This window comes from Bacillus sp. cl95, from assembly GCF_900115925.1.
In the GTDB taxonomy this organism is placed as follows: domain Bacteria; phylum Bacillota; class Bacilli; order Bacillales; family Cytobacillaceae; genus Neobacillus_A.
Window position 1 is genome coordinate 294782 of sequence record NZ_FOYF01000005.1, and the last position, 24955, is coordinate 319736.

At 38.3% G+C, this 24955-nt stretch carries 18 protein-coding genes, 4 tRNA genes and 1 pseudogene; 6 read left to right on the top strand and 17 right to left on the bottom strand.

What is annotated here, in order from left to right:
- Positions 1-338 precede the first annotated feature (338 nt).
- The gene (locus tag BMZ31_RS15425) at positions 339-1802 is read right to left on the bottom strand and encodes a protein adenylyltransferase SelO (RefSeq protein WP_090832807.1); all 1464 of its coding nucleotides are present in this window, start codon (positions 1800-1802) and stop codon (positions 339-341) included.
- Between the two features lie 549 nt (positions 1803-2351).
- Here BMZ31_RS15425 and ahpC point away from each other — a divergent pair.
- The 5 genes and pseudogenes from ahpC (at position 2352) to BMZ31_RS15450 (ending at position 9098) form a co-directional block, all read left to right on the top strand.
- The gene (gene ahpC / locus BMZ31_RS15430) at positions 2352-2915 is read left to right on the top strand and encodes an alkyl hydroperoxide reductase subunit C (RefSeq protein WP_090832808.1); all 564 of its coding nucleotides are present in this window, start codon (positions 2352-2354) and stop codon (positions 2913-2915) included.
- A 9-nt stretch (positions 2916-2924) separates the two neighbouring features.
- Positions 2925-4454: an alkyl hydroperoxide reductase subunit F gene (gene ahpF / locus BMZ31_RS15435; protein ID WP_090832809.1), complete on the top strand. Its 1530-nt coding sequence runs from the start codon at positions 2925-2927 to the stop codon at positions 4452-4454.
- A 93-nt stretch (positions 4455-4547) separates the two neighbouring features.
- A pseudogene (locus BMZ31_RS15440) lies at positions 4548-4733 on the top strand (aldehyde dehydrogenase family protein); the annotation flags it as partial.
- 49 nt (positions 4734-4782) lie between these two features.
- Positions 4783-5067, top strand: coding sequence for a DUF779 domain-containing protein (locus BMZ31_RS15445; protein WP_175478139.1), 285 nt, complete (start codon positions 4783-4785; stop codon positions 5065-5067).
- 326 nt (positions 5068-5393) lie between these two features.
- Positions 5394-9098 carry a polysaccharide deacetylase family protein gene (locus BMZ31_RS15450; RefSeq protein ID WP_090832811.1) on the top strand — a complete coding sequence of 1235 codons (3705 nt, stop codon included), beginning with the start codon at positions 5394-5396 and terminating at the stop codon, positions 9096-9098.
- A 100-nt stretch (positions 9099-9198) separates the two neighbouring features.
- Here the strand turns inward: BMZ31_RS15450 and BMZ31_RS15455 are convergent, their stop codons facing one another.
- Positions 9199-9837 carry a hypothetical protein gene (locus BMZ31_RS15455; RefSeq protein WP_090832812.1) on the bottom strand — a complete coding sequence of 213 codons (639 nt, stop codon included), beginning with the start codon at positions 9835-9837 and terminating at the stop codon, positions 9199-9201.
- Positions 9838-10408: 571 nt separating this feature from the next.
- Between BMZ31_RS15455 and BMZ31_RS20560 the strand changes: the two genes are divergently transcribed.
- On the top strand, positions 10409-10726 hold the full coding sequence (locus BMZ31_RS20560; protein WP_090832813.1) for a hypothetical protein: 318 nt from the start codon (positions 10409-10411) through the stop codon (positions 10724-10726).
- A gap of 51 nt (positions 10727-10777) precedes the next feature.
- Here the strand turns inward: BMZ31_RS20560 and BMZ31_RS15465 are convergent, their stop codons facing one another.
- The 15 genes from BMZ31_RS15465 to BMZ31_RS15535 all read right to left on the bottom strand — a co-directional run bounded on the left by BMZ31_RS15465 (position 10778) and on the right by BMZ31_RS15535 (position 24951).
- Positions 10778-11953 (bottom strand): NupC/NupG family nucleoside CNT transporter, encoded by a 1176-nt coding sequence (locus BMZ31_RS15465; protein ID WP_090832814.1) that lies wholly within the window; start codon positions 11951-11953, stop codon positions 10778-10780.
- A gap of 749 nt (positions 11954-12702) precedes the next feature.
- Positions 12703-13182 carry a 23S rRNA (pseudouridine(1915)-N(3))-methyltransferase RlmH gene (rlmH, locus tag BMZ31_RS15470; protein ID WP_090832815.1) on the bottom strand — a complete coding sequence of 160 codons (480 nt, stop codon included), beginning with the start codon at positions 13180-13182 and terminating at the stop codon, positions 12703-12705.
- Between the two features lie 104 nt (positions 13183-13286).
- A complete protein-coding gene (locus BMZ31_RS15475; RefSeq protein WP_090832879.1) occupies positions 13287-13448 on the bottom strand; it encodes a CxxH/CxxC protein in 162 nt (53 codons plus the stop codon).
- Positions 13449-13849: 401 nt separating this feature from the next.
- The gene (locus tag BMZ31_RS15480; RefSeq protein WP_090832816.1) at positions 13850-15079 is read right to left on the bottom strand and encodes a S1C family serine protease; all 1230 of its coding nucleotides are present in this window, start codon (positions 15077-15079) and stop codon (positions 13850-13852) included.
- Between the two features lie 399 nt (positions 15080-15478).
- Positions 15479-16273 (bottom strand): MBL fold metallo-hydrolase, encoded by a 795-nt coding sequence (locus BMZ31_RS15485; RefSeq protein WP_090832817.1) that lies wholly within the window; start codon positions 16271-16273, stop codon positions 15479-15481.
- A gap of 6 nt (positions 16274-16279) precedes the next feature.
- Entirely contained in the window at positions 16280-17074 is a 795-nt protein-coding gene (locus BMZ31_RS15490) for a two-component system regulatory protein YycI (protein WP_090832818.1), read from the bottom strand.
- Positions 17061-18380, bottom strand: coding sequence for a YycH family regulatory protein (gene yycH, locus BMZ31_RS15495; RefSeq protein WP_090832819.1), 1320 nt, complete (start codon positions 18378-18380; stop codon positions 17061-17063). The genes BMZ31_RS15490 and yycH overlap by 14 nt, the downstream gene beginning before the upstream one ends.
- Entirely contained in the window at positions 18377-20209 is a 1833-nt protein-coding gene (gene walK / locus BMZ31_RS15500) for a cell wall metabolism sensor histidine kinase WalK (RefSeq protein ID WP_090832820.1), read from the bottom strand. Before walK ends, yycH begins: the two co-directional genes overlap by 4 nt.
- Before the next feature lie 8 nt (positions 20210-20217).
- Positions 20218-20925, bottom strand: a complete 708-nt coding sequence (yycF, locus tag BMZ31_RS15505; RefSeq protein WP_090832821.1) for a response regulator YycF — start codon at positions 20923-20925, stop codon at positions 20218-20220.
- 204 nt (positions 20926-21129) lie between these two features.
- A complete protein-coding gene (locus tag BMZ31_RS15510; RefSeq protein ID WP_090832822.1) occupies positions 21130-22599 on the bottom strand; it encodes a M23 family metallopeptidase in 1470 nt (489 codons plus the stop codon).
- A 421-nt stretch (positions 22600-23020) separates the two neighbouring features.
- Positions 23021-23093 (bottom strand) — tRNA-Phe (locus BMZ31_RS15515).
- Between the two features lie 7 nt (positions 23094-23100).
- Positions 23101-23176: transfer RNA gene (locus BMZ31_RS15520), tRNA-Asp, on the bottom strand.
- A gap of 169 nt (positions 23177-23345) precedes the next feature.
- Positions 23346-23417 (bottom strand) — tRNA-Glu (locus BMZ31_RS15525).
- Between the two features lie 10 nt (positions 23418-23427).
- A tRNA-Lys gene (locus BMZ31_RS15530) sits at positions 23428-23503 on the bottom strand.
- A gap of 155 nt (positions 23504-23658) precedes the next feature.
- Positions 23659-24951 (bottom strand): adenylosuccinate synthase, encoded by a 1293-nt coding sequence (locus BMZ31_RS15535; protein WP_090832823.1) that lies wholly within the window; start codon positions 24949-24951, stop codon positions 23659-23661.
- Between the last annotated feature and the right edge of the window lie 4 nt (positions 24952-24955).

Sequence of the window (24955 nt, forward strand, 5' to 3'; positions counted from 1 at the left end):
TTCAATCAACTACTAGGTTTACTTTCACAAAACTTATTCCAAAAACAACAATCTTTTAGAAAAGAGCCTTTAAATACAAGGCTATATTAAACTTGCCTGTTGATTTCCGCTCCAATCAACAAAGTGCAGAAAACCAACATTTTGCTTTAACATAGCCAAATACTTTATAAAGATAGGTTAACCACAAATAAATTTCAAACGAAAAAGCCCAATTAAACTTTTGAATCATACGATTATAAAAATGCTACCCCCATACAGGGATAGCATTTCTATGAGTTTCTTTGTTAAGGTTCAGTGTTGTTTTTATGATTTATCAGGCAAATAAATAAAAAAAATGCTCATGTACCGCAAAAAGTACGATAAGGTGTTGGTGATTCAGGTAGTGTGGAGTACTCATCCTGTTGGCATAAGTAAGCGTAAGGATTAGAAAGAACCTTCAAAAGCTTTTCCATTACGCTATAGTCTCCTTCTTCCACAGCGGCTTTCAGTGCCTCTTCTACCCGGTGATTACGAGGAATTACTGCCGGATTACTATTTCTCATTAGCTCATGCGCTGAATCCTTTGATTCTTGCTGCTTATCTAGTCTCGACTTCCAACGCTCATGCCATGGAGAAAATTCCGGCTTTCCAAAGAGGACTGTCTCTTCTGTTTTATCAAACGTCAATGCGCGAAAGGTGTTAGTATAATCCGCATGATACTTCTCCATCATACTAAGAAGTTCGTTAACAAGAGATTCATCTTCAGCCTCCTCATTCATGAGTCCCAGCTTAGACCTCATTCCCACAAGCCAATAAGTTTGATAGATCCCACCAAATTCCGAAATCGCATCCTGTGCCAATTTGAGCGCCTGTTCCTCATTTTCATGTAGCAGTGGCAAAAGGGTTTCAGCAAATCGCGCCAAATTCCACCCACCAATATACGGCTGATTCCCATACGCATAGCGACCTTCTCTGTCAATCGAACTGAATACTGTAGCCGGGTCATAGGCATCCATGAAGGCGCACGGTCCATAATCAATTGTTTCTCCGCTAATGGTCATATTGTCCGTGTTCATCACTCCGTGGATAAAGCCAACGTGTTGCCATTTGGCAATCAGTGAAGCTTGACGTTTGATGACTTCCTTGAGTAGTGAAAGGTAAGGGTTCTCATCTGCTCTAACGCCTGGATAATGACGCTTTATCGTATAATCAGCCAGGGTCTGTAATTCTTCAACACTGCCCCATTTTGCAGCGAATTGAAAGGTACCGACACGTAGATGACTGGCAGCTACACGGGTTAGGATGGCACCAGACAATGCCGTTTCGCGGTGTACCGACTCACCTGTTGTCACCACCGCAAGACTACGTGTTGTAGGAATCCCAAGTCCATGCATTGCTTCACTAATAATATATTCACGTAACATCGGTCCAAGTGCTGCGCGACCATCTCCCCCGCGAGAGTATGGCGTTCTACCTGGTCCCTTAAGCTGAATATCAAACCGCTCCCCTTGGGGTAATATCTGTTCTCCCAAAAGTACCGCTCTACCGTCCCCTAACATGTTAAAATAGCCGAATTGATGACCAGCGTAAGCTTGCGCAAGAGGCTCAGCGCCTTTAGGAATCTGATTTCCGGCTAGAACTGCTACTCCTTCATCGCTTTTTAAACTTTCACTATTTAAATCTAAGGATTTTGCTAACTGCTCATTAAGAATGACCAACTTCGGTGAGCGGACTGGAGTTGGATTGGTACTAGTATAAAAAGTCTTTGGCAGACGTGCATAACTGTTGTCAAACTTCCATCCTATTTCATTACTCCTTGTCATTATTTCTCCTTTTCATCTTTTGACTTGTTGTCATAGTTTTACCCTATACGAGAAAATCGTAGGCATTAATGCTGTTTTTAAATATGAAAAAATCTTAAATAGAAACCAAATAACCTCATCTTAATCATAATATAAAACGGAGAACCAGTCTTACAAATGCTGTCATTGTTTTTCTAATCTATGATGGGATAAAAAAAGCTAACCCTCTTGTTGAATAGAAATGTTAGCTTTTTTAATCAGACTGTATTGTGGTCCAGAACCTAAATTAGCCGATATATTATAAAGAAGCTATATTTTTTCCGTAAAATAGTCATAATAAGTTCGTTACTGACTGAGTTCTCGTCTATTACATAGAAAGTTGTTCCATACTAGGAATACCTAATAAAATAAGTAATAGTAAAGGCAACACTTATCACTTGACAAGAGAATCAATTCTATATGATAATCTTTACTGAATTAGAATTATTCTAGTTTATTTAATAGTTAACTGATTTGTTTCAGTAAAAGCTATTTATAAATAATCAAACCACCTATAGGAGGAAATTAATCATGTCATTAATCGGCACTCAAGTCTTACCATTCACAGCACAAGCTTTCCATAACGGAGATTTCATTACTGTTTCTGAAGAAAACTTCAAAGGTAAATGGAGTGTAGTTTGCTTCTACCCAGCAGATTTCACTTTCGTATGCCCTACTGAACTTGAAGATCTTCAAAACCATTATGCAACTTTAAAAGAACTTGGAGCAGAAGTATATTCTGTTTCTACTGACACTCATTTCACTCATAAAGCATGGCACGATAGTTCAGAAGCTATCGGTAAAATCGAGTATGTTATGATCGGAGATCCTTCACAAAAAATTTCTCGTAACTTCGATGTACTAATCGAAGAAGAAGGACTAGCTGACCGTGGTACTTTCATCATCGATCCAGACGGCGTTATCCAAACAGTTGAAATTAATGCTGGCGGTATCGGCCGTGATGCAAGTCAAGTTGTTGCAAAGCTTAAAGCAGCAGTTTATGTTCGCAATAACCCAGGTGAAGTTTGCCCAGCTAAATGGCAAGAAGGTTCTGCAACACTTAAGCCAAGCCTTGATCTTGTAGGAAAGATTTAAGGAAGCTCCATGTTATTAGATGCAGATATCAAAGCACAATTAGCCCAATATCTTCAGCTGATGGAGGGCGATGTGCTGCTAAAAGTTAGCGCTGGATCAGATGAGGTTTCTCGTGACATGCTTTCTTTGGTAGACGAATTGGCTACCATGTCATCCAACATCAAGGTTGAGCATGCGTCACTAGAACGGACACCGAGCTTCAGTGTAAACCGTATCGGCGAGGACACTGGTGTAACTTTTGCCGGTATCCCTCTTGGACACGAATTTACATCCTTAGTACTGGCTTTACTTCAAGTTAGCGGAAGATCTCCTAAAGTTGACCAAAAAGTGATCGATCAGGTTAAAAACATTAAGGGCGAATACCATTTCGAATCTTATATTAGCCTGAGCTGCCACAACTGTCCTGATGTTGTACAAGCATTAAACTTAATGAGTATTCTTAATACTGGCATTACACATACCATGATTGACGGTGCAGCTTTTAAAGAAGAAGTTGAAAGCAAACAAATCATGGCGGTGCCAACGGTGTTCCTAAATGGTGAATCTTTCGGAAGTGGCCGTATGTCACTTGAAGAAATCCTCGCCAAGATGGGCACGGGTCCAGATGCTTCTGATTTCAGCGATAAAGATCCGTACGATGTGCTTGTTGTCGGTGGCGGCCCTGCTGGTGCAAGTGCTGCTATCTATGCAGCTCGTAAAGGAATCCGTACAGGAATTGTTGCTGAACGTTTTGGTGGACAAGTCATGGATACTTTGGGCATTGAGAACTTCATCAGTATGAAGCATACTGAAGGTCCAAAGCTCGTAGCAAGCCTTGAAGAGCATGTGAAGGATTACGGCATTGATGTCATGAACCTTCAGCGTGCCAAGCGTTTAGAAAAGAAGGACCTGATTGAAATCGAACTCGAAAACGGTGCAGTTTTAAAGAGTAAAACTGTCATCCTTTCCACAGGTGCTCGCTGGCGCAATGTTGGGGTACCTGGTGAAGCCGAGTTCAAGAACAAAGGTGTGGCTTATTGCCCTCACTGTGACGGTCCATTGTTTGAAGGAAAAGACGTTGCTGTAATCGGTGGAGGTAACTCCGGTATCGAAGCTGCAATCGATCTTGCAGGTATTGTTAAACATGTAACTGTACTTGAGTTCAACCCTGAACTGAAAGCTGATGCAGTACTTCAAGACCGTCTGTACAGCCTGCCAAACGTTACTGTCCTTAAGAACGTTCAAACAAAAGAAATTACCGGCACTGACAAAGTAAACGGCATTTCTTACATTGACCGTGAAACAGGCGAAGAACATCACGTTGAATTACAGGGTGTATTCGTTCAAATCGGTCTTGTACCGAATACTGAATGGCTAGGCAATACCCTAGAACGTACACGCTTCGGTGAGATCGTTGTGAACAAGCACGGTGCAACAGACCTTCCTGGAGTATTCGCTGCAGGTGACTGTACCGATAGTGCGTATAAACAAATCATCATTTCGATGGGATCGGGTGCAACAGCAGCATTAGGTGCATTCGATTATTTGATCAGAAATTAAGATAAACAAGAAAGCCGCTTCGTTGCCTAAATGGCAAGAGCGGCTTTTTTTGATAGTTACGCTATATCTTATCGAAAAAACTTGCCTGTTGCAGGCCGTGCAATCGAAGCTGGTCTTGTATGGACAAACACATATCCCAATACCCTGCACATGCTGCATTTGGTGGTTACAAGCAATCAGGTATCGGCCGTGAAAACCACGCAATGATGCCTTGGTCACTATCAACAAACAAAATGTATTTTAGTTGGTTACAATAAAGGATCAATGGGCTTCTTCTAAAATGAAGAAAGTCATTGCGACAGAATCAGCAAAAGCATAAATAAAGCAATTGCAAGAACTACACGGTAATCTCGTCTTTATTCATTCAGAAGGATGCTGTGATGGAACTTCACCTATCTGTTTGACAGCAGGTGATTTTTATCTTGGTAGCCAGGATAAGCAAGTAGGTGAAGTTATGAATGTGCCCTATTATATGCATAACTCAAACTTTGCCTACTGGCAGCACTTGCAAGTTGTCATTGATGTAATAGACGGGATAGGAAATTCTTTTTCACTAGAAAGTTTGAAAGATAAATCCTTCGTCATCCGTTCTAAAAAATTGATTGCTGAATAAAAAAGAGACACCTTTCGCTCTTAAAGTGACAGGTGTCTTTTTTATGAATGAATTCCAGTTACATTTTCTAACTTAAACTTCAAGAGAAAAATTAATATAAGTTAAATCTAAAAATCTCCTCATTTTCCAATTAAAAATCAGTGGAATTATTCATCCTACCCCCAAAATCTTAAGATGATTACCTAAGCTTGTTTTGTTAGTCATTTTTTGTCGAAAGAGTCTAACCGCTGAAAGTTAAAGGTCCTGCGGTTATTACCACCGATTTTAATTACAAAAAATACATTTATTAAATATTTTCGATACTACACCTATGAGGAGGAATCTACGTGAATCGAATTTTTAGGTGGATTGTCAGATCACTGTTTGCGCCTGTTACTGGAAATGCAGGTGCAATTGCAAGTACACTTGGTTTTTTTCTAGCCTTTTTACCATTAGGTAGTTTAAAAATCCCATTATTATTTGCTGTTTCACTTTTGCTGCGTCTTAATATCATCGCCTTATTCCTTGGAACGTTGATAACGGTTTTTATACCACATATTCGTCACTTACCAATCCAGGATTTGCGTTTATTGGATGAATTTTGGTTATTCTCTGCCCTTAAAGCTAAATTTGAATCTTCACAAGCTATTGTATCAGGCGCTTTCGGAGGTTTGATTGGCCTTTTCTGCTATTTTTTCTTCCACTGGTTTTACAATTTAGGGCTAAAAAACAAAGAAAAAAATCAAGAGCATATTTTTCGTGATTCTGCAAAAAGACGATGGTCCATTATTAAACGAATGAGCGCAGTCTTTACTCTTTTAATCGTTTTAGTAACGACTATTTTTATTGAAAGTCTAAATACTAATCCAGTATTTTCTAAGTTGCCACTGAATAATTTCAACACAGAAAAGAATGAGATTAAGCCAATTAATACAAGTTTCAGTGAAAAAGAGCTTGCCTCTCAACTTCCAAAAACAAATTTTCCCTCTCCTAAAAATATGGGGAAACTGAACCAAAAACAAATGGCTGGCAAACAAGAATTTTATGCTTTTTACGTTAATTGGGATGAAAATAGCAAAACTTCTTTCAAGAAAAATATAGATTCTATTACAACATTAGTGCCGGAATGGCTGCAAATTACTCCTGACCTTGAACTTAAATCTAGTATTGACGAATCTATTATTATAGAAGCAAAAGCGCATAACATGAAGATTCTTCCATTAGTAAATAATGTTGTGAAAAATAAATGGGATGGCGATATATTGCACCAATTATTTACTACTCCAGGCGCTGAGGATCGTTTTATTAAAAGTATGCTTAGCTATGTACAAAGAAATGGTTTCGATGGTATTAATATTGACTTTGAAGAAATCAATCCATCTGACAAGGATCATTTCACGCAATTTATGGATAAAGTTTATAAAGTATTCAATCAACAAGGCCTCATGGTCACATTGGATGTCCCGCCGAAGAATAATAGTTTTGATTATGTTTCTTTAGCATCTAGCGCTGATCGCATCATTGTCATGCTATATGACCAGTACCACTCCATGAGTAAGCCGGGACCTGTGACTCCAATCGATTGGGCAAAAGAGAGCTTAAACCAACTAAATATTCCCTCGGAAAAATTAATTGTCAGTTTAGGAAGCTACGGATACGACTGGGAAGAAAACTCCAGCAAGCCCGCAGATACCATGACGTTCAGGGATATTATGGATTTAGGAATTGGAAACAACCTTAAAATCCATTGGAATAAACAAGTAGGCAACCCTTATTTACGATACAAAAAAAACGGAAAAAACCATATTGTTTGGTTTTTAGATGCTGCAACATTTTATAATCAAATGCAGTTAGCGAAAGATCATGGTTCAAGAGGAATAGCGCTTTGGCGTCTCGGTTCAGAAGATCCTTCCATCTGGAATTACATTAATAAACCAAATGAAATGAACAACCCTTCAAATGCTATTAAAACCATGGTCAGTACTGAACCTGTTCAATATACAGGTGCTGGAGAGATTTTAAGAGTAGTTTCTCAATTGGAAAAAGGTAAAAGAACAATTCAATTGGATTCGAGTGGGCTAATACAAACTGAAACATATGTTAAATTACCACAACCGCTTAAAGTGGTTCGGTATGGCAAACCCAAAGGTAAGGAAGTTGTTCTTTCCTTTGATGACGGCCCGGATCCAACTTATACCCCACAAATATTGGACATTCTGGACAAGAATAATATTAAAGGGACCTTCTTTATAGTTGGAGAGAACGCCTTGCTGCATCCGGAATTGATTAAAAAGATGCATAAAGAAGGACATGAAATTGGTAACCATACATTTACCCATCCTGATGTGACATCCATTACACCTTTTCAAATGAAAATGGAGTTAAATGCAAACCAGCGTCTGTTTCAGCAAATTACAGGTCATTCCATGACTCTTTTCCGTCCAACTTATGAGGCAGATACGGAACTGAGCACAAATAACGAACATGTACCTATATTGCAAGCACAGGATATGGGCTACACCATGGTTGGTGAATCAATTGATTCTAACGATTGGCAAACCATTTCTAGCAACGAAATTGTGAATCGAGTATTAGCTCAGGTGACAGAAGGAAATGTGATTTTGCTGCATGACGCTGGCGGTGATCGCTCCAATACTGTAAAGGCCTTGCCTATTATTATTGAAGAACTTAAAAAGTGCGGTTACACATTTACAACCGTGGCTGATCTAATTGGCAAAAGTAGTAATCAGATTATGCCCCCTGCCAATCAGGAGAACCCTTATTTGGTGTATGACAAAGCTGTATTTATGATCCTGCAAGGCTGGCACTTTGGATTAAGCATCCTGTTCTACTCAGCTATTCTTTTAGGAATCTTACGGATGGCTCTCTTTGTTTTCCTCTCTAGAAAACAGCTAAGAAATTATAAAGAGTTACAGGTTGATCCTACTTTTACACCTTTTGTCAGTGTCGTTATTGCTGCCTATAACGAAGAAAAAGTCATTTGCAAAACAGTTAATTCTATTTTATCCAGCGATTATCCAGATTTTGAGATATTGATTATCGACGATGGATCAAAGGATGATACTGCCGGTGTGGTTCAAGAAACTTATGTAAACCATCCTTTCATCAGATTAATTAAAAAACAAAATGAAGGAAAATCTTCTGCTGTTAATCTTGGTTTTAAAGAAGCAATGGGAGAAATCGTTGTTGCTCTGGACGCTGATACACTCATCGCTGAAAATGCCATCTCCTTGCTTGTTAACCATTTTAAGAATGAAAATGTTGCTGCTGTTTCAGGTAATGTAAAGGTCGGCAATAAGGGGAACCTCCTTACAAACTGGCAGCATATCGAATATGTAACAGGCTTTAACCTAGAGAGAAGGGCTTTTGCAGCGCTCAACTGCATTACGGTTGTACCGGGTGCGATTGGTGCATGGAGAAAGTCGGATGTAGAAGAAGTAGGATATTTTAATGAGGATACACTAGCAGAGGATACCGATATCACTCTTACTCTTTTGCGCAATGGGAAAAAGATTGAATTTGAAGAAAAGGCTTATGCCTTTACAGAAGTGCCCGAAGATATTAAGAGTCTGGCAAAACAGCGTTACCGATGGGTTTATGGTACATTACAATGCTTATGGAAACATCGTGAGGCTTTATTCAATAAAAAACATCACTCATTAGGATATTTCGCCCTTCCAAACATGTGGCTTTTCCAATATATATATCAAACCATATCGCCTATTGCAGATATCTTATTTATTATGGCCCTTTTTACCACACACCCAGAAAAAGCAGCCATTGGATTTATTCTTTTTTACATGCTTGATTTCTTTACATCTCTATATGCATTTCGATTGGAGAAGGAAAGTCCTAAACCACTTATTTCCTTATTTCTCCAAAGAATATTGTACAAGCAACTTATGACTTATGTCGTGATAAAATCCATCTTCTCGGCAATAATGGGCGTAACCGTTGGTTGGAATAAACTAAAACGAAAAGGTAATGTAACTCAAGAAACCTCTATTGTAGAAACGAAGGAATCTATTTAATTAACTCTTCGTTCAGGCCTTCCCATTTGGGAAAGGCCTTTCTTATTTTTGAATTAGAACAAAAAAAGGATCACCTTCTCTTGGTGATCCCTTAGAAAAATTACAATTTCTTTCCGTTATTTTCTTTTTGTTCCCGATGGCTCGCTGCCTTTTCTTTTGCAGTTTGAGAAGTTTCTTGTCCACGATTGGTTGTCGAGGTGCTTGAATTTGTTGGTTTATTTGCGGTTGGAACAGGGGCAGTCGTTGTAGTTGGTGCTTTGCTGCTTGTCGCGCGTATCGTTGTTGCCACAGTCGTGGCGGTTGAACCTGTTGGTTTAGTTGCCTTTGGAACAGAAGCAGTCGTTGTGGTTGGTGCTTTCGTGCTTGTCGTACGTATTGTTGAAGTTGTCTCATTCGTACTAGTAGGATTGGTTGTAGTACTGCTACTTAATTTTTTCGTATCCAGATTACTAGCTTTTATATCACTATTGTTTTCTCTCTTAACAGCCACTTGCAAAGAAGTAATATCCTGCGTCAGCTCTGAATGATCTTCTTTCACATTTGTTGTAGGCGTTTGATTCTTAACAGCCTTTTCAGCTTTGCTGATTATATCCCCTTTTTTGGGGTCTCCGGATATTGTTGAAGCAATTTCTTTTGTTAATCGTTTAGGAGATAGATCGACTAGCAAAGAGTTGGTAACAGAAAACGTAACAGCTCCTGCTAATACCATCGCAAGTGCTCCCTTGGTTCGTTTATTCATATAATTTCCCTCATGTCTTCTTGTATAGTCGTATTAAAAGAATACGACTATACAAGATGTATTATGGGGGTATAACCAGTCCTTCATATTCTTTATTGGCGATTGCTTGATCCATAGAGGTAATAAGCTTTCTATTTCATTGGCTCTGTTAAACTCGCCTGTTGATTTCCGCTCCAGTCAACAAAGTGCAGAAAATCAAAATTGTACATTAACAGAGCCATTTCATTAAGACGTTTCCAAACTCTAAATTCCGAATTAACCCCAAAACAGGAAGATGCTTATGAAAGCTACACTATCGTTTATCTTATATATTTCTTATTAAACCCCTCTATACTTTAACCCTATTGTTTGATAAAAAATGCCTCGCACTTTTTACAAATGGCATTGAATAAGTGCTGACAAAGGAACTTTATTTACAGATGTCTTTTCTTAAAGCTTAACAGGTTCAAAATAACGAAGAATGATTCGCTAATATCATTTATGGAATTTGCACACTGAGTGCGAGTAAGTCTTTTTCGACGCAGCTATTTCAAAATAGTAATAAAATATCCACACATCTTGCTATGTGAGGATGGAAAAATCAACAAACTTTATTGATTATTTTCTAAATGCTACTTTTTTTTACAATCAAGTATTTACCCCATTATTAAAGAAAACCCTGGATTCCAGTATCCAGGGTTTTCTTTTATCATTTGATGTTGCACTTAAAAGGATTTCAACAGAAATTGTTCAATTTCTAATTCCATTACAGTTTGATCATAGCGCACTCTGCCATTTTTGCTATTTATGGATTAAACTCAAATCTTTAACTTCACCTACAGCAAAAATTGTGTTTGACCAAGCAATAAGAATTAAAAATCCCCTTCATTACTTTTCATTAATAAAGTAAGAAAGAGGATTTGAACGATTATTATTATTATTATTATTATTATTATTATTATTACAGGAACAAACCTACAATAGTCCCAGTTAAGACTGATCCCATTGTTGCAATTAACAACACTTTTAAACCGACCTTAGCTAACTCACTTGCCTTTTCATTATTGATAGCTTGTACAGTTCCTAAAATTATTCCAATAGAAGAGAAATTGGCGAATGACACTAAGAATGATGATACGATACCTACTGTCTTATGAGACATATGAGGGATCATTTTCATAAATTCTAACATAGCGACAAACTCATTAGCAGCTACCTTAGTACCCATGATTGATCCAGCTTTAACAATTTCATTCGCAGGTATACCCATTATCCAAGCGATTGGTGCGAATACATACCCAAGTACGCCAGTGAAAGAGATACCGAAAATTGAAGTGAAAATCCAGTTAACTGCCGCGATCAACCCTACATAAGTGACAAGCATTGCGCCTACGATTAATGCTGTCTTTCCCCCGAGCAGTGTCCAGTTGCCGATTGCTTCAAAAAGGGATTTCTCAGGAATCATAACCTTAATATCGATTTCCTCTTCTTCTTCTTTACTAACAGGACATACTATCGTTGAAAGAATAAGTCCAGAGAATACGTTAATTGGTAACGCAACCAATACGAACTCTGCAGGAATCATTTGCATGTAAGCACCTAAAATCGAACAACTTACCGCAACAAGAGAAGAAGTAACAACAACGAACAATCTGTTACCAGAAAGATTAGGAATAAATGACTTAACTGATAGGATAGCAGAAGTATCACCAAATACCATAGAATTTACCGCAACAAATGATTCCACTTTAGGAAGACCTGTTATTTTACTTACTGCACCACCAATGTATTTAATGGCTAATGGCAAAATTCTCAAATAAGTTAATATACCTAGAATAGCTGTTACAAATACAATCATCATTAAAACATCTACAAAGAATAAATGTTTTCCTGCAAGGTCGCCGAATACGAAAGAGATACCGTCATTACCGAAAGAAAGAACTTTATTGAAACCATCTACGATCTTGTTCAGAACTTTTTTACCAATTGAAGTATTCAGCATAAACCAAGCTAAGAACAATTGAACAAATGTCATGATACCGACTGCACGATAGTTTATATTTTTCTTATCGTTTGACATTAACCATGAAATACCTAATAGAACAAGAACCCCAACAATTCCAATTAATATTGACATATATTTTACCTCCAAAACATTGTTTACTTAAACTAGTTGAACGCTATTTTCTTTATTATTTGTAAATTTACCTCAAAAAAACTTATAACAAAAAAAACAGCTAAAATTAATACACGGATGTAAATTCGATAAACAATTTTTGAATTCCAGACCCAATGATCTGACCCGAAACAACGATTTAATAAAATGGGATAATCATTTGAATGGTTCCTTTGAAAATATTCCACTTACAGAACCATGTGATCGCTTTCATAAATAGTTTTAAAATTACTATATTAAAATAACACATTTTTTGAACAAATGTTCAATCAAATTTGAACAAAATTAAAATTATTTTTTTCCATTTTTGTTAATAAAGATTAATTCTCATATTTTTCATTAGAAAACTTGAAATTAATGTTAAAAATGTAACATTACACATTACAATAGATACACTCTGCAATGAAAGTTTTTTTAGTAATTGCAAAGGCTTAAATGTCATTATTTAGCATTTTGCAGTTACTTAAAGGATAAACGCAGTATGTTGAAATTTAAAAACATTATATGAATACAATGTTGCTGTTATCAACGATTATCGTTTTATTCTGGAAAATGAATAGAACATTTTATTTCAACAAAGGCTTTGTTAACCACTTATTGTTGATTTATTACCGGCTGTTTGGAGCGGAAATCAATAGGCATATTTAACAGAGCCAACCATAAAAAGGCAACTCTATTATTTAAAAGGAGATTGCCTTCAGGTTTCTATACTATTTATGATACGGTTCACCGCGATTAATCCTAAACGCACGATAGACCTGCTCCACCAATATCAACCTCATCAACTGGTGAGGGAAGGTCATTCTAGAAAATGAAAGTTGATCGTTTGATCGTTTGAGGACATCATTGCTTAAGCCAAGTGATCCTCCAATGACGAATACAATTTTGCTTTTTCCATAAGTGGCGAGCTTATCGAGTGTATCCGCCAATTCTTCTGAGGATTGCATTTTTCCGCCGATAGCAAGAGCGATAACGTGCGCATCCTGGCTGATCTTCGCTAGAATTCGTTCGCCTTCTTTCTGTTTCACTTGCTCCATTTCATTTTCGCTTAACACTTCGGGTGCTTTTTCATCAGGTACCTCTACCACTTCAACCTTTGCATAGGCCGTCAGTCGTTTCAGATATTCGTCGATGCCCATCTTTAAGTATTTTTCTTTCAATTTTCCTACGGTAACAATCGTGATATTCACTATCCACACACTCACTTTACAAACAGATTACAAACAGTTTACAAACAAGTTATACACAATACTTATCCACATATCCACATTTTCTATCCACATCTTGTATGCGCTCAAGTGTTCGCCACCATATATACGGCTATATTTCGACAATATTCACAGCTTGTTGATAACTTTTCTTCCTCATTTACCTTTGTTAAAACCGGAAATGTTTCATGTTCATCTACAATGATATCAATGGCTAGCTCTACATGTTCCTCGCAACAATAAATCATTTTCACTCATCTTCCCCTTTAATTTCACTTATTCACATGTTTATTATTTTCGACAAATTCTTTGTCTTCATACTCTTTAAACTTATCCACAAAACTATATTAACATAGGCTCTGTTAAACATGGTTGTTCATTTTCGCTACAGGGCACTCGCTTTCCGCTGACGAATTATGAAAAAGCCCTAATGCCGGCTTTTTCAAGGACAAATTCTTCTTGGGCGGTTCGGGAGCCTCCTCGTCGCTTCACTCCTGCGGGGTCTCCCCTGACCCGCTTTTCCCGCAGGAGTCTCGCACCCTTACGCTACAATCAACAAAGCTAATAAATCAACATTGGTCTTTAACAGAGCCTTAGCATAAAAGAAAAAGCAAGAAAGCGACCTCGCCTTCTTGCTTGATTCTTAGCATTATAAATTTTCTCCGCCTAGCTTGAGAGTCGTTTCTTGAAGTTTGCCTTCACGATAAAACTTAATTTTCATCTGGTCGCCGATTTTCTTTTTGTTATATAAATGCTTTCTTAATTGGATGACATCTTCAATTTTAACCCCATCCAACTCAATGATTACATCAAGCTCCTGTAGTCCTGCTTGTGCAGCTGGTGAATTTGGAACGACACTACGTAAGGCCACCCCGTCCTTCACACCTTTTGGTAATTTCAATGCTTCTTCCTGATAATATCCTGGAATCTCAGCAACTGATTTCAAATCAACACCCATATACGGTCTTCTCACTTCACCATATTTTTCTAGGTCCTCAATAATCGGTTCTGCATAGTTAATCGGAATTGAAAGTCCAATACCTTCTACAGCGTTTTGGGCAATTTTCATTGAATTGATTCCAATTACTTGTCCAGCAATGTTAATGAGTGCACCTCCACTATTACCTGGGTTGATTGCCGCATCTGTTTGCAATACTTCTGCTTGCCAGTCAACGACTCCATCCTGATTGATATCGACCGGAATCGTTCTCTCAAGTCCTGAAATAATCCCTTTGGTTACTGAACCAGAAAAAGTTGGTCCAAGTGGATTACCAATTGCAATAGCAGGTTCTCCTGCTTTCAGTTTGTCAGAGTCACCGAATTCAGCTACCTTTTTTACACTTTTTGCATCAATTTCAAGAACAGCTAAGTCTGTCCATACATCACTTCCACGCAATTTTGCCGGCACTTTTGTTCCGTCTGAAAGACTTACTTCCAGCGCAGTAGCTCCTTCAACTACATGGTGATTTGTTACGACATATGCTTTGCCGCCTGCCTTTTTATAAATGACTCCTGATCCTGTTCCAGCTGCCCCTTGTTCCTCGTTCTCGGACCAAAATCCTGCAGATTGGATATTCGTAATGCCTACAACCGCTTCACCCGCTTTGTCAACAGCATCAGTAATCTCTGATTCCACCGAAACAGACATTTTTTGTGCAGGGGTTTTAGTGGTTTTATCCTGATTATCTTCTTCCGCTGGCGTAACCATATCAGGCTGAACATCGTATGGTAAGATATCCATTCTCGAAAGAGTTGGAACCGAAATAATGACTAGTATGGCTCCAAGGATGGCCCCTACAAGACTAGCGAGAAAAAAACCGCTTTTTCTGCGTTTTGGTTCTTTGTAGCGGCCTTCATAATCTTGATCATAATATCCCATTGACACCAATCCTTTCTATCGACGATTGCTATGATTTATTGTTTCTATCTGAACCTAATTATACTCACTATTACCCAAATTTCTAATAAAATGGCAGTTTTTATGTAAATCTTCCGAATTTGTTCATAATTTATCCATACATGGAAAATGGGAGTTATGAAAAAAGGAAGGAAGACAGCTATTGTCAGCTGTCTTCCTTCCTTTTCACTTAGGCTTTGTTAAACATTTAGTGTTATTTTGACGAGTATGTGTGGGGAATCCACTCCCTTTCCTCGGACGAACTGGCAATCCTCCTCGCTCGTTACCTCACTGTGGGGTCTTTCCAGCCCGTTTTTCCGAAGGAGTCTCGCGCATTCCCTTCCTTACAAACAACAACAGCATCGTTTAACAGAACTCAACTTAAATGGTCGTTAAACTAGTAGGCACTTTCGGATCAGTATCTAGCAAGTTGAATTGCTCACCTACAATTAATCCTCTGCTTTCCAGGGTTTGTGTAACGGACATTCTTGCCAGATCTTTAATGTTGTTATCAAGACTTAAATGGGCTAAGTATACTCGCTTCGTATTGTCGCCTACTACCTCACTCATGGCAATGGCCGCATCTTCATTTGAAACGTGTCCAACATCGCTTAGAATACGTCTTTTAATATTCCAAGGGTATCGGCCCATTCTAAGCATTTGAACGTCGTGGTTACTTTCAAACACATAAGCATCCGCATTAGAAATAATTCCTTTCATGCGATCACTTACATAGCCTGTATCTGTAATTAAGACCAACTTCTTGCCGTCTCGATGAAACACATAAAACATCGGCTCTGCTGCATCATGTGATACTCCGAATGATTCTATATCAGTACTGCCAAAGCTTTTGACAGTTTCAGTAGAAAAAATAAATTTTTGTTCAGTAGGAATGGTTCCAATAAGTGGTTCCATGGCATGCCACGTTTTTTCATTCGCATAGATTGGAAGCTTATATTTACGAGCGACAATGCCTACTCCCTTAATATGATCGCTATGCTCATGCGTAACAAAAATACCCGATAGCTTACTCATATCACGATTGATATTTTGAAACAAAGCTTCCATTTGCTTACCGCTTAAGCCGGCATCTACAAGAAAGGAATGCTCTCCGTCTTCAACGTATATGGCATTTCCCGTACTCCCGCTAGCAAGCACGCTAAGCTGCAAAGACATAACATTTCACTCCGTTTGTTTAGTTTCATTGCTGTTAAACTCGATGATCTGACCATCAAACGCATTTACAAACAATCTGTCCTTATCATTAACGACAAATAGCCACGTTGGTGTCAGCACTTGAGAGGCTGCCAACTGCACAGCTGTAGAATAACCTAGCTCAATTTTAGTCACCTTGCTCTTTGGCTTCAGCAATCCTTTTTGGTGAAGTGTTTCAATCGCTTTTAGTGGTGATAATACTTCGTCTTTCCCAGTGAGCTCTTCAATACCTTCAAGATATGTCTGCTCGTAAGAAACAACCTTCTTTTCACTATCAAGCTTAAACACCAAACGTCCACTTATGTTTTTATAAAAAGGTTTATCCTTGTAATGCTGATAAAAAGTGACACTATCTTTTTTCTCGGAAATTTCCCATAAACGATAATCTTCGCCCTTGAGAATATACTCCTTTAAGATTTTTGCCCATTCAGCCTGCTCGTTTTTCGAGGTTAGTGGTATAGGCTTATCAAAAATTGACGTTAGTAGATTTCCTTCCACAACCGAAACAGTTTGTCCCTTTAATTTAGCCACTTCATCTTTACCAAAGGCTTTAGGTTTCGCACTCACGTACTGATCCTTAATAGGTTGTTTAGGAAAGGCCACATATTCAATTTCATCGGCCTTTAACTTCTCCTCAAATGAAGCCTCATATATTATCTCATATTTATTTGCATCCCGTATGATCAAATATTGGTACATCAAATAGACGTCGAGGACAAGAAATGTAAGTATAAAGATGGTTTTGATTTTACTCCAATCCACGCTTCAGACCTCCCAAATCTTCCTGCGAAATCTGTCCCCACGCCTTATCATAACGATAAAACCAGGTCGGCTCTAGCACGATTAATCTTTGTTCTTCCGTCACTCTGTCCATTCGATAGCCCAAGATTAATTCTTCCAATAGATGAGGCTTAAAACCCTCGCGTTTCTGTAAATATTCGAGAACTTCCTTTCCAGACGGCAAAGTCACACTGCTCATTTCCGTTCGAAGTGGAAACCCTAATTCAAAATTAGGTCGAATATATTTATTGATTTCATTTCGTCCCCAAACTTCTGTAATTTCAGACATTCCCCGCTCATTAAATACTGGATAGCCTTCAATACTAAAAAGTCGGAACGTCACTTTTTGATTGATTTCATCCATGCTGACAAAACGGTATCCATCTGTCCAGCCTCCGTGTTCATTGATAAAATCGATACTTTGCTTCAGTAAATCGTAGGGACGTGCAATGTAATCACTAGATTCTCCTGGATTCACATAAAGCAGCATATTGTCTCGATAATCAATATTCATCAAACTAGACACGTCTGCATATTCCTCACCATCTTGCACAATGCTCTTTTTCACAGAGCTTGGATCGTTAAAAAGTGCTTCCTTGAACTCTTCTGAATTAAGGTTATGCGGCAAATACTTATATTTCACCATAACCGTAGCTTCTTCCGGAAGGTAAATGACACGTTTCTCCGTATCAAATGCTTGAAAGCGTGGAAGCTGATCCACGTTTTTATAAAAATCCCTATGAAAATCATTCAAGAATGAAGGAGTGACTCTAGCCTTATATACTTCTCTATTTTTATAAGAAACAAAATAGACTGTGCCACTATCTTTCGGAAGATTCTCTACATCCATTACGATGCGATCAAATTCAAAATTTGGAAGCTTTTTCTCCTCAAAATCCAAGACACCTTTATACAATTCTATTGGGACACCTTCAGGATAAACAATTTCAACTTTTCCTTTTCCATGAACCAATTCTTTGAAATTTTGAACATGTTCGGTATCGTTTTCAACATCATAAAAGACCCAACTGCCCATTTCCCTCATTACTTTATCAATATCATTGCTATTAGAAGTTCCATAATGCTGATCCTTCACATGATAAAGAATGCGGTCTGGCCTGATTATTTTCTTGATATCCTTCTTTTCGCCAATCTCAACTTCTTCAATGTAATTAGCATTGTTTAATTTTTCATGATTAGGTTGATAGGTCCAAAGATTCCAAGTTAAGATGGCACTGATTAAAACTAAGGCAATTAAAACACCAGATTTAATATTTTCGTATCTCATGACCACTCATCCTCTTCAGCACGGTCGTAAGGGAGCGTAAAAGAAATCTCAGTACCTTTTCCTTCTACACTATTGGCCCAGATATTTCCGCCATGAGCATTGACCATTTCTTTGGCTATTGCTAGGCCAAGGCCTGTACCACCCAACTTCCGTGTACGTGCCTTATCTACCCGGTAGAAACGATCAAATATCTTATCTAAATTGTCTTTCGGAATCCCAACACCTTCATCCGAAATGCTAACGATAATTTGACCATCACGTTCTTTTACAGAAAACGTAATCAGTCCGCCTTCCGGAGAATATTTAAGGGCATTGGAGATAATATTGTAGAGTACTTGAGTCAACTTATCTTCATCAATTTCCACAAAAAACGTCTCTTTTGGTAGCTTGCGACTGAAAATAACATTCTGTTCTTTTGTTAATTCAAAACGATCAATGATGCGGTCGAAGAATTCAACGAATTCGACCCACTCCTTTGAAAGTCTATAATCTTTGCTATCCATTTTAGAAAGCTGTAATAAATCGTTCACGAGCCTGATCATACGTTCTGTCTCATTCTGAGTGACTTCGAGAAAGTTCGGTGCAATCTCTTCGTCTCTCCATGCACCCTCTGCAAGAGCCTCCAAATAACTCCTCATGGTGGTTAATGGCGTCCTTAATTCATGAGAAACGTTGGCTACGAATTCCCGTCTCTCCATATCAATCTTCTCTTGCTCCGTTATATCATGCAATACGGTAATTAGACCGTTAACGAAGCCTGTCTCTTTTTGAATAACGGACAGATTTGCTCTTAAGATATAGGGATTGTTTTTTGTACTATAATCCAGGATCAGTGAATCATTTATTTCAAGCAAATCATCAAATGTATAGGTATCGCTTAAATCGAGCAAAGAAACAATTGGCTGAGAGAGGACTGTTTCACGTGAAACATCCAACATCTTAGCAGCCGGCTCGTTGATTAAAATAACCCTGCCTTTTCTATCCGTCGCAATCACACCGTCATTCATATATGAAAGAACCGAAGAAAGCTTTCGACGTTCGCCTTCTGTAGTAGCTTGGGCTTCTTGCAGCTTTTTGGTCAAATTATTGAATGTAATGGCAAGCGTGCCAATTTCGTCGTAACCATAAACTTTTACTTTTCTTGAAAAGTTGCCTTTTGACATGGCTAACGCCTGTTTACGCATATCAGAAATCGGTCTGGTAATGGTTTGGGCTAATAGGACACCCAAAATTGCTGTAATCAAAAGCGCTATACCTGTCCCCGTTGCAAAGATCCGGTTAATTGTATTCATCTGTGCAAAAACATTCTCGATTTTTGCGACTAAATATATAGATCCCACTACCTTGCGTTCAGACTTGATTGGATACGATAATACCCAGATTCTTTGTCCTGTTTGAGGATCTATCAAAACATCATCTTGTTCTTCTTCCATAACAAGTGACCTTTTGACCATCAATTCCGTTGTCCTTTGCCCGACGACTCCTTGATTATTGGGGTCAGATGTTCCTAATATTTTCAGCGTACTGTCATCAATAACTCTGACTTCATCGATGTCCGCTGAGGCCGTATCCACATCTCTCAGTATTTTCTTGATTTCATCTTCCAGCAAAGGGTCTTCAGGTGTTCTTTGTTTCTCCATTTCTTCCACTACGTTATAAGCGAGCATGTTGACGCGCTCTTTTAAGGAAGTCTGGAAATTGGTCCTTAATGTTTCTTCAAGTTGACGGACAAAGTAGACACCGATGATTTGCATAGCAACTAGAATCAACAAAATATAAATGATCACAAATTTTAAATGGATCGAACTAAAAAAACCTACTTTTTTCATGAAGCTGATTACTCCTGTTCTGGATTGCGCAGGTAATACCCTACTCCTCTTCTTGTAACAATCCATGTTGGATGGCTCGGACTATCCTCAATCTTTTCACGCAATCTTCTTACGGTTACATCGACAGTTCTGACATCTCCGTAGTAGTCATATCCCCAAACCGTTTGAAGAAGGTGCTCACGTGTCATTACTTGTCCGATATGCTTGGCTAAGTAATGTAGCAACTCAAACTCACGGTGTGTCAATTCAATCGTTTCTCCACGTTTAGAAACAACATATGCGTCTGGATGGATCGTTAAAGAACCAACTTCAATTTCATTTGTTTCATCTTCTGTCCCTACTGGAACAGCAACTTGTTGTCTTCGTAAATTAGCCTTCACACGGGCAATTAGTTCTCGGGTACTAAAAGGCTTTGTTACATAGTCATCCGCGCCTAATTCAAGACCTAATACTTTATCGATTTCCGAATCTTTAGCTGTGAGCATAATGATGGGCATGTCGTACTTCTTACGTACTTCTCGGCAAACTTCCATACCGTCCCTCATTGGAAGCATTATATCAAGTAAAATAAGATCAGGTTGAATTTCTTCCACCATCGTAATTGCTGCGTTTCCATCATATGCACAGTAAACGTCAAAGCCCTCTTTTTTTAAATTGAACTGCAGAATGTCTGCAATTGGTTTTTCATCATCCACTACCAAAATCTTTTTTTCCATAACATTTCTCCTTCACCAATTAGTTTTTTATTTTTACTTTTACAAAGTTGTATTTATCCATAGGTTCTCCTTTTTACTTTACCACTTTCCACTTCCTAATTCACCTTTTAGAAAGAATACCAACGCTTTCGAGAAACTATACTTCATGATTTGTAAAAAATAAAATTCCTCTAGCGATCACTAGAGGAATTTCTCATATCTTTTTTATTTCAAATAACCCATTGGATTTACTAGACTGCCGTTTTTATAAACTTCAAAGTGTAAATGGATGCCTGTTGAATCACCTGTAGTTCCCATTACACCGATTTTCGTACCTTTAGGAACCGTTTGTCCTGCACTTACATCGATAGATGCTAAATGCGCGTAAACTGTGCGTAAGCCGTTTTGGTGGTCGATGACGATCTTATTTCCATAACCGCCGTCCCAGCCTGCAGATACAACTACCCCATTATCAACAGTCTTAATCGTTCTGTCACTTGGTCTTGCGATATCAATACCCTTGTGTTTTTTACCCCAACGGTATCCCATTTGACTTGAAATGTAGCCGCCAACTGTTGGCCATGAGAATTTGCCATCTCCTCGAGACGGAACTACTTTTGTACCCTTGATAACAATATTGTTTACAGGTTGCTCAAGAATTTCTTCTTTAGCAGCTGTCTTTTTCACTACTGTACCGTTTTGTTCAGAAATTACGTACGTAACTGCACGCATTCCGTCCTTACCTTCTTGTTTCACCTTTTTATCGCCTTTAAACATTGTAGCATCTTCAACTACTTCATTTTCAAAAGCGATTTTTTCTTTTTGGAAAATTTCCTTGTCGACAATGACATGGACATAAGGCTTTAATTCTGTAACATTCACTTCTTTACCAATATCGATCACTGAATCTTCTTTCAATCCAGGATTGAGAGTAAGAAGTTGTTCCATTCTTAAATCATGTGCGGATGCGATTGTACCAAGTACATCGCCTTCTTTTACTTTATACTTTTTCTCTTCTAAAGTTCCTTTTAGTAAAAAAGCAACCGCGTCTTTTACAGAAAGAATTTTAGTTGGTTCTACTTTTCCATCTAAAACTGAAACGTTTTTAGAGAAACGAACGTCTAATAGACGAGTTTCATTTTCTTTTAATTGTGGTAATACTTTAGTAGGTGACGCTTTTCTTGCTTCTAATTCTGCAAGTTGCTCTGCTGTAACATATTTTAATTTGATATTTTTCAAGACTTCTTCTGCCATTGCTTTGTCTTGTACGTAAACTACAGAATCACCATCAACAGAAATAGCCGCAGCATCCGCTTGAAGATGAAGATCTCTTTCAAGCTTATTTACAACATCTTGATTGTTAGCTGTTGATCTAAAGACCTGTTCTGGAACGTATTTTAACTGTGAACCTACAGATAAGTTCAAGTCCTTATAAGAACCTTCGACAGCCTCTATCTTTTTGTCGACTACATGTTCTACTACTGCTTTATTAGAAACTGTACCGATATATGTATCATTCAAATAAACATAATATACAGTCGTTAATTTTGAGTTATCCGCTGACGCTCCTGAAACAGCACCGAACGATAAGGTTACTGCTGCTGCCGCTGTGAAGACGGCTTTTTTAAGCGGTGAAATCAATGTATTTTTTGATTTATTTTTTAGCATGTCTAGCTTTTCTCTTAAATACGCCATTGTCAATCCTCCCCAGACGACAGAAACATTCTCTTCTATAGGTCTATCTATCTATTAACTCTTGCAAAAATTCTTAATCTAGCAATATATACTTTATCACAATTTAGGTCAAAATAATTAAGATGCTCTATAATGTAACAAAATTGTATAATAACTGACATTCTCTTGCGATAATGTGGGAATATAATTCCAATTATAAGGGTAAAATTTCTTATTTTTCAGATAATTACCTATAGGGAAATACGCTCAAAACCTTGATATGAAGCCATTCGACACGATTCACCAATTAGGACGCTGGCCGTGTCATATTAACAAATATTAAATGTGAAAATATGTATATAATATTACAATTGTGTTACAAACTATATAAATTCAAAAAGAAAGCCCCAACTTGTCTAGCAAGTTGAGGCTTTCTTTGGGATGGCTCAGGACGGAATCGAACCGCCGACACAAGGATTTTCAGTCCTTTGCTCTACCGACTGAGCTACTGAGCCAAATAAATGGCGGTCCCGACCGGGATCGAACCGGCGATCTCCTGCGTGACAGGCAGGCATGTTAACCGCTACACCACGGGACCATGTTAAGTTATAAAATTTTGTTCATTCTCAAAGTTACTAATTAACTGTCTCTTCCTCTGCTAGTTTTTCTAAGGAGCAAATTCGTCGAGACAACTCGTAGTGACTTCTGGTAGTATCGCTCGTCGCTACACCACGGGACCAGATTAAATTTAACTGAATACTATCAAGTGACCCCTACGGGATTCGAACCCGTGTTACCGCCGTGAAAGGGCGGTGTCTTAACCGCTTGACCAAGGGGCCATTGAGTAAATGGTGAGCCATGAAGGACTCGAACCTTCGACCCTCTGATTAAAAGTCAGATGCTCTACCAACTGAGCTAATGGCTCGTATAAAGTTATTATTACTTTAAACGTTTTAAAACGTCTTTCGTGACGACGCTTTTTATATTAACACAATCGACAAATTTCTTGCAATGCTTTTTTTAAAAATATTTTTAAAATAAATAAAGCTCTCAAAATCGAGAGCTTCATCTTTGCTAAAGTTAGCTTTGGCGCCACGGACTGCGTACGATATTTGTTTGAGAACGATCAGGTCCTACAGAGAAGATGGATAATGGAATTCCAGTTAACTGTGCTAGGCGCTCCAAGTAATGACGCGCATTAACTGGCAGTTCGTCTAACGATTTGCATCCAGTAATATCTTCCGTCCAACCTTCAAATTCTTCATATACCGGTTCACATTCTGATAGAACCTTTAAGCTTGCTGGAAATTCTTCGATGATTTCTCCGTTGTAACGGTAAGCAACACAAATCTTCAATGTTTCAATCCCTGTCAAAACATCGATTGAGTTCAAAGAAAGGTCTGTAATTCCACTCACTCGACGGGCATGACGCACAACTACGCTATCAAACCATCCTACACGACGTGGTCTTCCTGTTGTTGTCCCGTATTCACGGCCCACTTCTCTAATCTGGTGACCGATTTCATTATTCAGCTCTGTTGGGAAGGGTCCGTCGCCAACACGTGTTGTATAGGCCTTAGACACACCTACAACATGCTTAATTTTTGAAGGACCTACACCGGAACCAATTGTAACGCCACCAGCAACAGGATTGGAAGAAGTAACAAAAGGATAAGTTCCTTGATCGATATCAAGCATTACTCCTTGCGCTCCTTCAAACAATACTCTACGGCCTTCATCAAGTGCGTCATTTAGAACAACAGACGTATCACACACATATTGCTTAATCTGTTGACCATATTCGTAATAGTCTTCGAAGATATCCTCTTTCTTAAAACCTTCTGTTTCATACATGCGTTCGAACAGACGATTCTTTTCTTCAAGATTTCTTTCAAGTTTTTCCTCAAAAACTTCACGGTCTAATAAGTCAGCAATTCGAATTCCAATACGAGCTGCTTTATCCATATAAGCTGGACCAATGCCTTTTTTCGTCGTACCAATCTTATTTGCGCCTTTACGTTCTTCTTCTACTTCATCTTGCTTTAAGTGGTATGGAAGGATGACATGGGCACGATTGCTAATGCGCAGGTTATCAGTTGAAATACCTCTTTCATGTAGGTAAGCTAATTCTTTTAAAAGAGCTTTAGGATCGACAACCATCCCGTTGCCAATTACACAGATCTTATCACTATAAAAAATCCCAGAAGGAATCAAATGTAACTTATATGTTTCACCATCAAATTTAATTGTATGTCCTGCGTTGTTACCACCTTGATAACGAGCAATTACTTCAGCATTTTCAGAAAGAAAATCGGTAATCTTCCCTTTTCCTTCGTCTCCCCATTGTGTTCCAACTACTACTACTGATGACATAAAA